Genomic DNA, 14,672 nt, shown 5'->3' with positions numbered 1-14,672 from the left:
GAAACCTTCAGTGGCCTGGTGGCGTATACCCACTTACTAATTAGCCGGTTAGATCAATCCAATACAAACAACCTGATACTGGTTCCGCCTCTCCCGGGGCGCAGCCCGGTGGCAGCAAAACCGATTTGAAGTATGGCCAAAGTTCTCATCGTTGACGACGAAAAAAGCATTCGCCGAACCCTGCGGGACATCCTTGAATTCGAAAAGTACGAGGTGGAAGAAGCTTCGGACGGCATGGAGTGCCTGGTAAAGCTAAAGCAATCCCGGTACGATGTGGTGATTATGGACATCAAGATGCCCAAAATGGACGGCATGGAAGCATTGGAGCGCGTTCAAATACTGGCACCGGATACCCCCGTCGTCATGATTTCGGGGCATGCTAACATCGACACAGCAGTGGAAGCCGTAAAAAAAGGCGCTTTCGACTTTATTTCCAAACCACCGGACCTCAACCGATTGCTGATTACTATCCGGAATGCGATGGATAAATCCAGCCTCGTTACCGAAACCAAGCTGCTCAAGCGAAAGGTGTCCAAGTCTAAAGTACAGGAGATCATCGGAGAATCAGAAGGTGTACAGGAAGTCAAAAATACCATTGATCAGGTAGGGCCAACCGATGCCCGGGTACTCATCCTGGGGCCCAACGGGACCGGTAAGGAACTTGTGGCCCGCTGGCTGCACGAAAAGAGTGCCCGCTCGGATCAGCCCATTATAGAAGTCAACTGTGCGGCCATACCAGCTGAGCTGATTGAAAGCGAGTTGTTTGGCCATGAGAAAGGCGCGTTTACTTCCGCTCACAAGCAGCGCATCGGTAAATTTGAGCAAGCTAACGGCGGCACCCTCTTCCTGGATGAAATCGGCGATATGAGCCTTTCCGCTCAGGCTAAAGTACTTCGGGCACTACAGGAAAGCCGGATCACCCGCGTAGGCGGGGACAAGGAGATCAGCGTCGATGTCCGAGTAGTAGCAGCTACCAACAAAGACCTGCGCAAAGAAATTGAAGAGGGCCGCTTCAGGGAAGACCTCTACCACCGTTTGGCTGTGATCATCATCCGGGTACCCTCCCTAAATGACCGCAAAGATGATATTCCCACCCTGGCCAGGCACTTTGTGAAGCAGGTCTGCCAGGAATACGGCGTCCCCGCAAAACCCATAGCCCCCAGCGCGCTGGAACGCCTGAAAGACGTCAACTGGACCGGCAACATCCGAGAGCTGCGCAATGCCATAGAACGGCTGGTCATCCTTAGCAAAGACCGGATTAGCGAAGGAGATGTGGAACATTATGTACTGCCCACCAGCGCTGCGCCCAGCCAGAAACTGAAGGATATCTTTGCCCGCTTCGAGAGTAAAGAGGCATTGCTGGACTTCATTGACGAGCAATTTGCCGTCTATCAAAAGGCCTGAATTGAACTAAACGCCCGCTTCAGTTGTCTTTATATGCCCCTTTGCCACGGCTGCCCTTTCTGCTTGGAAAAGGCAGCCGTTCGATTGTTCGGGCATAAGGGAGGAACCAACTATCCTGAATAAAAGAATAGCCTATGACCAGTAATCAAGTGAAAAAGCACGAAATGCGGCAGTGGGGCCGCGCCATGAAAGGAGAGAATTCCTGGACCATGTTCAAGGTCATCTCCGAGTTTGTAGATGGGTTTGAAACCCTGAATAAAATGGGGCCCTGCGTGTCCATTTTTGGCTCTGCCCGTACCAAGCCAGACCACCCTAATTACAAGAAAGCCGTTGACATCGCGCGTATCCTTACGGAAGCGGGCTACGGTGTGATCACGGGTGGCGGCCCGGGTATTATGGAAGCCGGTAACAAAGGCGCACACTTGTACGGCGGCCGCTCTCTAGGGCTCAATATCGACCTGCCCTTTGAGCAGGGCTCTAATCAATATGTAGACCACGATGCCAACCTTAATTTCCGATACTTCTTCGTCCGCAAGGTCATGTTTGTGAAGTATGCCCAGGCATTTATCGCCCTGCCCGGCGGGTTTGGCACTATGGATGAGCTGTTTGAAGTGTTGACGCTGGTTCAAACCAAAAAAATTACCCAGGTTCCAATCATTCTGGTCGGGACTGAATTCTGGGGCGGGATGAAGGAATGGATCAAGCAGGTGATGCTCGAAGAACACCATAATATTAATCCTGATGACCTGGACCTGATGCCGATCGTCGACGACCCTGAAGAAGTCGTTGCCATCATTGATCAGTTTTACGCAGACAAGGGCGAAGAGTTAAGCCCGAACTACGAGCTTTAAGCTGAAAAAGAATACAGTACCGGGCGGCTCCTCTTCTTTAGACCGCCCGGTTCAGTTTAGGCAAAACCTATTCCGCGCTGCCACCATACTTCACTTTGAAGCGCCTGCCAATGCTCTTTCTTCTCTCTTCAGTCAGCCCTTTGTGCTGGGTTTATTTTCTATTTATCAAATATATTTTTACCTTTAATTGTCGGCTGGATTCCAGTTGGGCGCGCTTTCACAGGGTCATCCTGTGTAAAGCATGCTGCCTGTTCTTTATCCGCCAATTTCCCCCTCCCTTATGGTCTGCATATTTTATTCCTAAAGAAGCATACGCTTTGGTATACGATGTTAATACCGGAGCTGAAAACAAGCTATAAATAAACGAACACCGTTATGAAGAGATTTCTTTACATTTTACCGCTTGCATGGGCGCTGTTGCTGCTTGGTTGTGCGCCATCTGAACAAATGGATAAGGCAGCTACTCAGGCAGCTGAAGAACCCATGGGCGCCGACAATATTGCCTACAAGTGGGGAGAAATGGCGCTGCAGGCTACTGCCAATGACACGGAGCGTTTCAACCCCCGCCCCACGGTGACTTCCCGTTACCTCGGGCTTATCTTTGTGGCCGTATTTGATGCCTGGTCGCGTTACGATGAGCAGGCTTCGCCGGTTTATCTCAGCGATGTAGAGCGTCAGCCCATCTCCGCACAAACGCTGGGTAACAAGGAAGAAGCCATTAGCTATGCGGCCTACCGCACCCTGTGCGAGTACTACTACACCGATAGCTTGTTGTTCAGGTCGTTTATGGAGGAGCTGGGCTATGACCCGGACAATCAGTCGGTTGATCCTGCTACTCCTGCTGGTATCGGTAATCTGGCAGCGGCAGCGGTCATCGAAGCCCGAAAAGGAGATGGGGCCAATCAGTACGGCGAGGCCGAAGGGGCTAAGGGCATGCCTTATGCAGATTACACAGGTTACCTGCCGGTGAATACACCGGAAGAAAATGTAGATATCAACCGCTGGCAGCCTAAGTATTTCGTCACGAAGGAAGGGCAACGCTACGCACCTGGCTGCCTGACACCCTACTGGCAGTTGGTCAAAACGATCGGCATCCAGTCTGCTGATCAGTTCCGCCCCGGGCCGCCTCCGATGAAAGGCTCAGAACAACTGGCCAAAGAAGTGGAAGAAGTGGTGGAAATGCAAGCCAACCTGACCGATGCGGAAAAAGCCCTCGTCGAGTTTATGCGCGATGGGCCTCAATCGGTGCAGCAGGCCGGGCACTGGCTAAAGTTTGCTCAGGATGTCTCCCGGCGCGATAAGCATACCCTGGATGAAGACGTGAAAATGTACTTCCTGAATCAAGTCACCGCTATGGACGCTTTTATCGCTTCCTGGGATTCCAAGATGCACTATGATTTTGCACGCCCCTACGCGCTGGTCCATGATCATTACCGCGGTAAAGAGATCACTGGCTGGGCAGGCCCGGGCAAAGGCTTCGTGAAGATGAAGGGGGAGGAATGGCGCCCTTATTCTCCGGCAGAATTCCTCTGTCCACCTTTCCCCAGTTACGTATCTGGCCATAGTACAATCAGCGGTGCCTGTGCGGAAGCCCTGCGTCTTTTTACCGGAAGCGACCAATTTGGCGAAAGCCAGCAACTGGTTGCCGGGGCACTGACGGAGCCGGATAACCTTGGTGATACAGTGGTGCTTGAGTTCCTAACCTTTACAGAAACGGCAGAGATGGCTGGGATTTCAAGGGTGCTGGGAGGCTATCACATTCAAAGTGAGAATGTTGCCGGCCTGGAGTTGGGCCGTGATGTGGCACAGGAGGTATGGAGATTTTACCAAAAGCATATTGGTGCTTCCAGGCTGAGCAGCTCAGAATAGGTGCCCCAAAGACGAAGAAATGACTGGAAAAGACCAATCGGTCTTTTTTTTCGACAAAATTGAAAAACGTCAGGCAACCAATTGACGATGGTGTTCGTTATCTACCTCGAAAAGTAACGCAATACCCGCTATGACAAATCAAATAACTGTAGAATCCCCCGCTGCTACCCACACGATTCAAAACCGCGTCATTGACCTGATCAGCTGGCGTTTGAATATGCCGGTTGACAATATTCACCCTTACAGCCGCCTTCAGGAAGACCTTTATCTGGATGCTATTGACCTGATGCTGCTGATCGCTGAGCTGGAAAGCCGTTTCAACGCTTACCTTTCTGCTGAAGAATATGATGCCATTGAAACCGTGGAGGACGCGACGAATTACCTGATGAAGTATGCTGCTTAGTGGCAGAGAAAAAATTTCATCATTTATTCCTGCCTGCCCGTAAGGCTGTAGCCCAAGCAGGCAGGTCTGTCAACCTGTTTGGTAAAAGGCAGCTTTGTTAGTTAGGTTGCCTGAACTCCTTTCGACACCGGTACAGGTTGCGCCTTGTACCGGAAAAAGACAACAGCAAGTGTTCCCTGTCCACAGAGAGCACTTGTCCTGTTTCCTGGCATTCCCTTTCTGTCCCTAAGGTCCGCAGCCGATGTGGAAAACTCTTTCCCAATTTAATTTTTTGCTTCAACCGAAAGCCCTATTTTCGGTGTTATCGTAGAAACTGTCAATAACAGCTCGAAAAGCCTTCTCTTTTTCAGCCGAAACCGATAACATCATGCCGGAATTCGTACACCTGCACTGTCATACTCAATATTCACTGCTCGATGGCGCCTCCGAGATCGGAGCCATGATGGACAAAGCCGCCAAAGATGGCCAGAAAGGCGTTGCCCTGACGGACCACGGGAATATGTTTGGCGCTTTCAAGTTTGTAGCGGAGGCAGAAAGGCGCGACCTCAAGCCTATCATTGGTTGTGAATTTTATGTCGTGGAGGACCGGCACAAGAAAGCCTTTTCCAGAGCCAAAGGGGAAAGAGACCGCCGCTACCACCAACTTATGCTGGCCAAAAACCAGAAAGGCTATGAAAACCTGAGCAAGCTTTGCTCCCTGGGCTTTATCGAGGGCACCTACAGCAAGTACCCCCGTATCGACAAGGAATTAATTGAGAAGTACCACGAAGGCCTGGTTGTTACCTCCTGTTGCATTGGTGCCATCATCCCGCAGCTTTTTCTGGCGGGTAAAGATGAGGAAGCAGAACAAGAGTTGAAATGGTGGCTGAATATTTTCGGTGATGATTACTACATTGAGCTACAGCGCCACCGCGGGCTGGACAATATCGACGTAGGTAAAGACAGCAAAGGCAATCCGATCTACTCCAACCTCAGTCAGGAAGCTGTCAACCAAAAGCTGCTGAAGCTGGCCCAAAAGCACAACGTCAAGGTCATTGCCACCAATGATTCTCACTACGTAGAGGAGGACGATTGGATGCCCCACGATATCCTACTCTGCATCAATACCGGCAGCCTGCTGGAAGAGAGCACCCGTTTCAAGTTCCCGAGTTCTGACTTCTACTTCAAGACACAGCAGCAGATGTCAGAGCTCTTCCACGACCACGAAGAGGCACTGGCGAATACCATTGAGATTTACGACAAGATCGATAAGCTCACGCTGGCCCGGGATATTCTCCTGCCGGCTTTCCCCATGCCGGAGCAATTTGCCACACAGGACGATTACCTGCGCCACCTGACCTACGAAGGCGCTAAAAAACGGTACGGTACGATTACGCCTGAGATCAAAGAACGCCTCGACTTCGAGCTTTCTGTCATTGAAAACTCCGGCTATCCCGGCTACTTCCTTATCGTGCAGGACTTCACCACCACAGCCCGGGAGATGGGCGTTTCTGTTGGCCCAGGGCGGGGCTCGGCGGCGGGTTCGGCAGTGGCCTACTGTGTGGGGATTACGAATGTCGATCCGATCAAGTACGACCTCCTGTTTGAGCGATTTCTCAACCCGGAGCGGATTTCCATGCCGGATATTGATATTGACTTTGATGACGAAGGCCGGCAGAAGGTCATCGACTATGTGATCGACAAATACGGGCAAAACCAAGTCGCCCAAATTGTCACTTACGGCACCATGGCTGCCAAATCCAGCCTGCGCGATGTAGGCCGGGTAATGGATGTGCCGCTTTCCGAAGTGGACCGGGTAGCCAAGACCTTCCCCAACCACCTCAAAGCCAGCCTCGCCAAAGTGCTGAAGGATGGCGATATCGACGACAAGCTCAAAGGCGCCCTCAACAGCGAAGAGCGCGAAAAAGCCTATCAGTTCCGGCAACTGGCCGAGGCCGACGACAAAATCGGGCAGATGATCCAAACGGCCCGCAAACTTGAAGGCTCCGTCCGGAACACTGGCATACACGCCTGTGGAGTGGTCATCACACCGGATGACATCACCCGCTACGTACCGGTGACTGCGGACAAGGACACCGGCATGCTCGTCTCTCAGTTTGACAACAGTGTGGCGGAAGACGCCGGCCTGCTTAAGATGGACTTCCTGGGTCTGAAAACCCTGACCATCATCAAAAAAGCGGTGGCTATGGCAGAACGGAACCACGATGTCAAGCTCGATATGGACATGATCCCGCTGGACGACCCCAAGACCTACGAGCTTTTTCAGCGCGGGGAGACGGTTGGCATTTTCCAGTACGAGTCCGCAGGCATGCAGAAGTACATGAAGGAGCTCAAGCCTACCGCCTTTGAGGACCTCATCGCCATGAACGCCCTCTACCGCCCCGGCCCGCTTGAGTACATCCCGGAATTTATCGACCGTAAGCACGGGCGCAAACCAGTGACTTACGACTTGTCCGATATGCAGGAGTACCTGGAGGAAACCTATGGCATTACGGTCTATCAGGAGCAGGTAATGTTGCTTTCGCAAAAGCTGGCCGGCTTTACCAAAGGTCAGGCAGATATGCTGCGGAAGGGCATGGGTAAGAAGAAAAAGAAGATCATTGACGAACTGCACCCTAAGTTTATCGAAGGAGGGGTGGAGCGCGGCCATGATAAGGACAAGCTGGAGAAAGTCTGGAAGGACTGGGAAGCTTTCGCCTCTTACGCCTTTAACAAGTCGCACTCGACCTGCTATGCCTTCGTCGCCTTCCAAACCGCCTACCTCAAGGCGCATTACCCGGCGGAATTCATGGCCAGCGTGCTGACCAACAACAAGAGCGATATTAGCAAGGTGACCTTCTTCCTGCAGGAATGCAAGCGCATGGGGCTGAATGTACTTGGCCCAAGTGTGAATGAATCGGTTGCAGATTTCTCGGTAGACAAAAGCGGGAACATCCGCTTTGGCCTGACCGCCCTGCGTGGGGTGGGAGAGGGGCCCGTGGAAGCCATTGTAGAGGAGCGGGATGAAAATGGGAAGTTTGAGAGCATCTTCGACATGATGCGCCGGCTCAACCTCCGCTCTGTCAATAAAAAGGTGATGGAGAGCCTGGCAATGGGCGGTGGCTTCGACTGCTTTGAGGACACCCACCGGGCGCAGTACTTTACCCCCTCCGATAAATTCGACAGCCTCCTGGAGCACGCCCTGCGCTACGGCAATGCCTATCAGGCGCAAAAGGCACAGGCGGTGAATTCTCTTTTTGGAGATTCAGATGAAGTTCTGATCCCTGAGCCTGAGGTGCCCGAGTGCGAGCCCTGGCCGCTCATCGAGCAGCTCAACAATGAGAAAAACGTCACCGGCATCTTCATCAGCGGGCATCCGCTGGATGACTACAAAGTAGAAGTGGAAAACTTCACCAACTGCCCGCTGGACCAGGTGGAGGACAGCAAAAACCGGCCCTCCCTCAACGTAGCCGGCATGGTGATCAATGCCCGCCACCTCATCAGCAAAAACGGCAATGGCTGGGGCATTTTTGAGCTTCAGGATTACAATGGCTCCCTGGAATTCAAGCTATTTGGCGAGGACTACCAGAAGTTCAAGCACCTGCTGGAAATCGGGAAAGCCCTCTACCTCAACCTGGGCTGGCAGAAGAGCTGGCGCGATGAAAGCCTGGAAATCAAGGTGAAAGAAATCAAACTCCTGGACGGCATTGCGGAAAACATGACCGACGCCATCACCCTGAAAATCCCAGTGGAAGGGCTGACCATGGAGCTCATCGAAGCCGTGGACAAAGCCTGCGCTGAGCACGCAGGCCCGCACAGCCTACGCATGGAGATCATCGACCGCTCCAAGCGCCTAAAGCTGAAGATGAAAGCCAAGCAGCGGAAAGTGAATGCCGCGAATGGCTTTATTGCGGAGCTGGAGAAGATTGGGGTGGAGTATGTGTTGAATTGATTGCAGACGCGGCTAGGAGGAAGGCTCTTTCGAAGTGCCTTCCTCCTCCTCTGCCCTCTTTACTTCTTAAGCAAGTCCCGGATTTCAGCCAACAGTTCTTCCTGCGAAGGCCCCTTAGGCGCGGGTGGGGCTTCCTCTGCCTCTTTCTTTTCCGTCAGGCGGTTGTAAGACCGGATGATCATGAAAACAATGAAGGCAATAATTACAAAGTCCAAAATCCGCTGTATGAAAATACCATAGCGGATGGCAACCTCCTCCTGCACGAGCTCGCCCGCGTCATTGGACACGCCCTCCTGAAGCACGATAGCGAGGCTGGAGAAGTCTGCCCCGCCCAGCGCGAGGCCAATCGGTGGCATAATGACATCAGCCGTGAGCGACTTGACAATGGCCCCGAATGCACCCGCAATGATCACGGCTACAGCCAATTCCAGTACGTTGCCTTTCATAATAAAGGCCTTGAATTCTTTTAGCATTGTTTGGTGTGGTTGGTTTAACCCGTGAAAATTACGACAGAAACTCAAATAATTGATCGCTAAAATGGATGAAACAATGCTTTTCTACATTTTCGTTGGCTTTGGCAGGAGTGAACAAATAAAGCCTGCCACTTGCGCTGTATCACATTTATCCTTACTTTAGCTGTGCACGTTGAAACACAAGGGCAGTAGCGCTTCCCCCCGGATTCCTGCTGCCCGCTTTTTTTGCCTTCTCTTTGCCTGATAGTAATGCTATAGTCTTTTCTTCAAAGTAGCTTCCCGGAGAGTTGCTAAACATTTTCTTGCTATTAAAAAAAATAGCTTTTTCGCGAACCAAGCTTGTTTTGCTTTGTATTTATAGTAAAGCTATCAAAGAGGCTAGTTTTGCTGAAAAATAGCTTTCGTTTGGGCTCACGAAACGCGTCCTGTGGTATCAAATCATCCATCTCATGGTTTATTGATCACCTTAAAATTAATGGCTATGAAAAATTTCCTGTTTTTAATGATGTGCTTGGCGCTGTCCGCGCTTACGACTAGCTGTACTGTAGTAAAGCAAGGAGAGGTCGGCGTCAAGCGCACTTTTGGGAAGTATGCTGACCGGCCATATACCGAAGGGCTTCGGGTATTCAACCCCTTCACCACCACGGTAGTCAAAGTGCCGGTCCAAACCGAAAATATGGAGGTCAGCCTCAACCTGCCTTCCAAAGAAGGGCTCAATATCCGGGCCGACATTTCTATCCTGTATAACCTAAAGGCAAACAAAGCACCTGATCTGCTCCGGGAAATTGGGCGGAATTATGAAAACAACGTTATCCTTCCCGTCTTCCGGTCCACGGTTTCCGACGTTACGGCCCGTTACTTCGCCAAGGACATGCACACCGGCGAGCGTGCAACCATCGAAGTGGCGATCCGTGATCAGATGGCGGGCCTGCTCGAAGAACGCGGCATCATTATCGAAGCGGTGCTGATCAAGAGCATACAGCTGCCTGCCAACCTGGCCCGGGCGATCGAGGAAAAACTGGAAGCCGAGCAACGTGCCCTTCGAATGGAGTTCGTCCTGCAGGAAGCACAGCAGGAAGCGCAGCGCCGCCGTATCGAAGCCGAAGGTATCCGGGATGCACAAAACATCATCTCGCAGGGGCTCGACCCCAACGTGCTGCAGTTCAAGTCCATCGAAGCGTTCCTTGAGCTGGCCAAGTCGCCGAACACCAAGGTTATTATCACCGACGGGGATATGCCCATGTTGATGGACCCGCAGCAGCCGGGGGCGGTGCAAAGCACGCTCAAGAATTAAGGTTGTAAGAACCAAGCGATTTCATACTAATTACTATTTTGGAAGGGTGCCGTGTATGCGGCACTCTTTTTTTAAACCCTTTACGCCCGCCACCGTTTTCTCAAAGTGTAAGTATGGAAAAACAACAATCATGAAAACAGGACTGATGCTCGCGATATTGCTGCTGACTGGCGGGTGTGGTGCCTCAGAGCAGCAAGAAACAAGCAGCAATACCTCTGATCAGCAAGAAGAAGCCGCCGTTTACGAAGACTATCCGGAGGCGGACAGCCTTTTGTCGGGCATCCCCGTTTATCCAAAGTTTGACGATATGGCGCCCTTACTGGCGCTGAATAACGATACCACTTACGTAGTCAACTTCTGGGCCACCTGGTGCAAGCCCTGCGTTAAGGAGTTGCCTTACTTCATAGAACTGAGCAAAAAATATGCCGACCAACCGGTTCGAATATGGCTCATCAGCCTTGATTTTCCGGCTCAGTTGCAATCCCGCCTTGTCCCCTTCGTTGAAGAGCGGGAGATTAAGCCAATGGTAGCCGTACTGCTGGATGGCAAGTACAATGACTGGATTGACCGGGTTTCCCCGGAATGGAGCGGCGCCATACCGGCTACCCTTTTTTACCGGGGCAAGGACCGCCACTTCGTTGGAGAAGCCGTGCACAGCCTGGAAGAGCTGGAACAGGAACTCAATACCATTTATCAACCATAACACTTTGACCATGAAACACCTGATGACTACCCTGTTGCTTGGGCTCTTACTGACTGCTTGTGGCAATGCCACTGAAGCCGGAAAAGAGCAAGCCACCAACACCGAAACGACGGAGGCCACCGAGACAAAACCTGAAGCTAAAACAGTATCTCAGCGTGCTGAAGGCATTGCCGTTGGAGAGCAGGCACCTGACTTCGAGCTCAAAAATGTAGATGGAAAGACCTACAGCCTTGCCGGTATCAAAGATGCGAATGGAAATGCTCCTAAGGGTTATGTCGTCATCTTCACCTGCAATACCTGTCCCTTTGCAGTAGCGAGCGAGCAGCGCATTATTGACCTGCACAACAAGTATGCCCCACAGGGCTATCCGGTGGTGGCCATTCAGCCCAACGACCCCGCCATTCAGCCGGGCGACAGCTTCGAGGCGATGCAGGCGCGGGCAGAGGAAATGGATTACCCTTTCGTTTACCTCTTTGACGAAGGGCAGGAAGTATATCCCGTTTATGGAGCAACGAAAACGCCTGAGGTGTTTCTGTTGGATGCCGACCGCTACGTGAAGTACCACGGTGCTATTGATGACAGCGTACGCGACCCTGAAGGTGTGGAGGAAAAATACCTGGAGAATGCCATCAATGCCCTGATGAATAATGAAACGCCCCATCCGCCTGTGACCAAAGCGGTAGGTTGTGGTATCAAGGCTTAAGCTTTCACTTACCGATGCCCGGCTCTGGAGAAGAGCTGCTTACGGAAGCGCTCCGGAGTGGTGGCTTCGTACTTCTTGAAAAAACGGCAAAAATAGGCTGCATCCTTAAAGTTAAGCGCATCGCTGATTTCACCGACCGTCCGGTTTTCGTGAGCCAGCATGCGCTTAGCTTCCAGCATCACCCGGTGCCGGATGAGGTGTCCAGCCGATTGCCCTGTCTTCTCCTTCGCAACAGCATTTAAATAGTTAGGCGTTAGGTGCAGCAACTTCGCATAGTCTTTTACCAGCCTCGTCTCGCTATAGTGCAGATCAATCAGCTGCTCAAACCGCTGTATGATATCCCTCAGCTGCGGCGTTTCGCTTGGGTTGGCCTGAAACCGGTCTTCGTAAACCTGTTGTGCCCGGCACAGGATGACATTCACGTAGGAGCGCAGCATGCTCATCATCCCGGTTTTATTTTCCCGGTACACCTCTAGCATTTGCTCCAGCAGGGTGCAGCAAGCCTCGGCATTCGGCTCATCCAAATCCACAAACGGATGCTCATAGCTGGAAGAGTAAAATGGAAATTCATACAGCTTATTCATGTTGTAGCGCTGTGTGAAAAAGTCGGCCGTAAAGAACAGTACATATCCTTTCAGTCCCTCATCCCGTTCCCAGGCATGTATCATTCCCGGCGACATCAGGAAGAGGCGCCCCGGCTTGACATCATAGGCCTTGAAGTCGATCAGCTGACTGCCGTTGCCGGAAGTGGCGAGCAGTAGCATATAGTAGTTGTGCCGGTGGGGATAGGCAAAGCCATCCGTCTCAGACATGAAAACCTCGTGCCGGGCCAGGTCAAAATGTTTGCCTGCCCGGGTGAAGGCATTACAGCGCAGTTCGTCAATATTAAAGCTCTTGGGTTCTGACATATCAGATGGTCTCAATCCTGTCAAACAGGGCTAAAATAATGCTTTCCAAAACCTAAGCGGTACATTTTACGGATTTTTGACCTCAAGCATCGGGCACCCCTGCTGTTTGGCCTGTAGCCATCGGATGATGTCCAGGTATTCAAAAGCCCGCCGTTCGTAGGGGTCGGTATTCAGTTCACGAAAAGCCCTCAGGTAGTATTCGTAGTCGTAGTTTGGCCTGAATTGACCGATAAGTGCAGCCAGCTTGCGGATCATCCGCAGGAACAAGGCTTCAAATTTGTGCAGCTGGCCGGCTCGTTTAAAACGGGTGTAGTGCGCGCTACAGGTATTTTCCAGCAATTGTCCGTTTCCGAGTTCAAAATGGATCAGCAGATTGAGGAGTTGGCTGCTGCGCTGCAAATACGCCTGCCCCTCAGATGAGGGCAACTGCTGAAATGCAACACTGTACTCCAGTGCACGCTCAAAGGTTTCCTGCACAAAGCACTGATACGTCATATTGTACAGCAGCAACCGCCGTTCGGAAAGACTCAGGGAAGAGGACCGTAAAAGCGCTTGAGCAGCTGCTTCCACTTCGGGGAAGTGCTGGTAGTCCTGAGTGAGCTCAATGAAACTGATCTCATACAGGCACTTTCGGATTTTCAGCAAATCTGCATATTCGGAAGTCGGGGGCCGCAATTGCCCGATGCCGTCCAACAGTTCCCGGAGTTGAGTGGTTTTTCTAAGCTGATAGCACCAGTTGATGTGGTTGAGGTAGGAAGCCATAAAATCCTTGAAGCGTTCCTGCCGTATAAACGGATGCTCCTCCCAGAGCCGGAGGTTATGGTCGCTGTAGGAATAGGCCAGCTCGTAATCGCCCTTCAGGGTATGAAAAGTGTAATGGATACCATTGAAAAGTTGTTTTGCGCGCAGCGTTTGAGGAATGCTTTGATCCGCTACCCAGGGGTGGGACATTTGTATTTCCAGGTCCTTCATTTCATTGGGCTGCCGCAGGCTTTGCTCGGTCTTACTGTGGGTATAGAGCCGGTCGTAAAGGGCAAAATAGAAGCGCTCCTGCTCCAATAGTCGGATAAGGCGTTCTGACTGTGTGTTAATAGCTGCTTTCCGCTGCGCGCCGTCACTCATGAAGTGCAGGCCAATGGTGTGGTTTTCAAGTTGCAGCGCTTCCAGCCAAAGCGTAAGGTATTGCAGCTTGGCACACGCTTTTTGCACCTGTTGTAGCTTGGCCAGGCCATCTTCATAGAGGCTTCGTTCGATGAGCAGTTGTGCATGCTGAAACTGCTGTTCTGCCTTCCGGCGCTTACTATTCTGCTGATGGTAACAATGAAGGCTGTCGAGTAGCTGTTCGTAAAGGTATTGGCAAAGTGTGGGAAAGTAGGCCGCGCTGCGCCCCTTACTAAACTGCTCCCGAATAGCCTCCGGCGATGCTTCCAGTTTGACCAGGGCTCTGTACAACATCAGATAGGCGGGCTGTTGCTCGCCCCGGAAGGCCATGGACTGTTTTTGGAAGTAGGCTTTCTCCGTTTGGCTCAGGCTTTTTATCAGGCGAATTAGCCGGGGATTGACCATTTGAAAAATGAAGTTTTTGGTTTAAAGCTCTTTAAAAATAATCAGAAAAAAGCATTTTGGCTTTATTTGAAACCTGAAATCGAAATTAACTTTTTTGGTTTAGGTAGCCGTGTGGGCCTAATTTTGCATTGTTCTTTTTTACCAAATGAAAATACAAGCTTTAAAAATGAAACGTACAATCTGCTTTTTCCTGTTCAGCTTTGTTCTACTCGCTTCCTGCAATAAGGACGAAGAGGAAACCATCACCCCTGCTGATCCTTTCTTCGGAAAGTGGATCATCACCGAAGCCTTCGGCGATTTTGCGGACGCCAATGAAGGGACCACCTATGAGTTTACGGAGGAAGGGACCCTTACTATTGAAAAAGGGCTGCTTTTCAATGAAGGGACTTACGTCAAAAACGATACGATGATCATGGTAGACCTGAATGGCATTGAGATCAATTACCTGTACACGCTGAGTAATGAAAAGCTGGAATTAGATAACGCAGGTGCAGGCAACAATCAGCGGTTTATCCTGGAAAGGCCTTAACCGCTTCAAGAGGTATGCTGACGACGCCCTGTTGTTAG

The 14,672-nt window shown here is 51.4% G+C and carries 12 protein-coding genes; 9 read left to right on the top strand and 3 right to left on the bottom strand.

Annotation, left to right across the window (positions count from 1 at the left end):
• Positions 1-132: 132 nt before the first annotated feature.
• From MRY86_RS12425 to dnaE, 5 genes are all read left to right on the top strand, one after another.
• Positions 133-1,404 carry a sigma-54 dependent transcriptional regulator gene (locus tag MRY86_RS12425; protein WP_282784907.1) on the top strand — a complete coding sequence of 424 codons (1,272 nt, stop codon included), beginning with the start codon at positions 133-135 and terminating at the stop codon, positions 1,402-1,404.
• Between the two features lie 134 nt (positions 1,405-1,538).
• Positions 1,539-2,255 (top strand): TIGR00730 family Rossman fold protein, encoded by a 717-nt coding sequence (locus MRY86_RS12420; protein ID WP_293567583.1) that lies wholly within the window; start codon positions 1,539-1,541, stop codon positions 2,253-2,255.
• Between the two features lie 375 nt (positions 2,256-2,630).
• A complete protein-coding gene (locus tag MRY86_RS12415; protein WP_293567585.1) occupies positions 2,631-4,124 on the top strand; it encodes a vanadium-dependent haloperoxidase in 1,494 nt (497 codons plus the stop codon).
• 130 nt (positions 4,125-4,254) lie between these two features.
• Positions 4,255-4,527 carry a phosphopantetheine-binding protein gene (locus MRY86_RS12410; RefSeq protein ID WP_282784897.1) on the top strand — a complete coding sequence of 91 codons (273 nt, stop codon included), beginning with the start codon at positions 4,255-4,257 and terminating at the stop codon, positions 4,525-4,527.
• 367 nt (positions 4,528-4,894) lie between these two features.
• Positions 4,895-8,458 (top strand): DNA polymerase III subunit alpha, encoded by a 3,564-nt coding sequence (dnaE, locus tag MRY86_RS12405; protein ID WP_293567587.1) that lies wholly within the window; start codon positions 4,895-4,897, stop codon positions 8,456-8,458.
• A gap of 59 nt (positions 8,459-8,517) precedes the next feature.
• Here the strand turns inward: dnaE and mscL are convergent, their stop codons facing one another.
• Entirely contained in the window at positions 8,518-8,931 is a 414-nt protein-coding gene (gene mscL, locus MRY86_RS12400) for a large-conductance mechanosensitive channel protein MscL (RefSeq protein WP_293567589.1), read from the bottom strand.
• Between the two features lie 481 nt (positions 8,932-9,412).
• On the opposite strand from mscL, the gene MRY86_RS12395 reads away from it, so the two are divergent.
• The 3 genes from MRY86_RS12395 (at position 9,413) to MRY86_RS12385 (ending at position 11,631) form a co-directional block, all read left to right on the top strand.
• A complete protein-coding gene (locus MRY86_RS12395) occupies positions 9,413-10,225 on the top strand; it encodes a prohibitin family protein (RefSeq protein WP_293567590.1) in 813 nt (270 codons plus the stop codon).
• Positions 10,226-10,355: 130 nt separating this feature from the next.
• On the top strand, positions 10,356-10,928 hold the full coding sequence (locus tag MRY86_RS12390) for a TlpA family protein disulfide reductase (RefSeq protein WP_293567591.1): 573 nt from the start codon (positions 10,356-10,358) through the stop codon (positions 10,926-10,928).
• Between the two features lie 10 nt (positions 10,929-10,938).
• Positions 10,939-11,631, top strand: a complete 693-nt coding sequence (locus tag MRY86_RS12385; protein WP_293567593.1) for a thioredoxin family protein — start codon at positions 10,939-10,941, stop codon at positions 11,629-11,631.
• A gap of 8 nt (positions 11,632-11,639) precedes the next feature.
• Here MRY86_RS12385 and MRY86_RS12380 read toward each other — a convergent pair whose 3' ends face one another.
• A complete protein-coding gene (locus MRY86_RS12380) occupies positions 11,640-12,539 on the bottom strand; it encodes a helix-turn-helix domain-containing protein (RefSeq protein WP_293567595.1) in 900 nt (299 codons plus the stop codon).
• A 66-nt stretch (positions 12,540-12,605) separates the two neighbouring features.
• A complete protein-coding gene (locus MRY86_RS12375; RefSeq protein WP_293571532.1) occupies positions 12,606-14,105 on the bottom strand; it encodes a hypothetical protein in 1,500 nt (499 codons plus the stop codon).
• 166 nt (positions 14,106-14,271) lie between these two features.
• Here MRY86_RS12375 and MRY86_RS12370 point away from each other — a divergent pair, with 166 nt between their 5' ends.
• Positions 14,272-14,634, top strand: a complete 363-nt coding sequence (locus MRY86_RS12370) for a hypothetical protein (protein ID WP_293568752.1) — start codon at positions 14,272-14,274, stop codon at positions 14,632-14,634.
• The last annotated feature ends 38 nt before the right edge of the window (positions 14,635-14,672 follow it).

Source organism: Phaeodactylibacter sp., from assembly GCF_022763345.1.
Lineage (GTDB): Bacteria > Bacteroidota > Bacteroidia > Chitinophagales > Saprospiraceae > Phaeodactylibacter.
The sequence above is the reverse complement of the archived record's forward strand: the minus strand, read 5'-3'. Positions and strand labels throughout refer to the sequence as shown.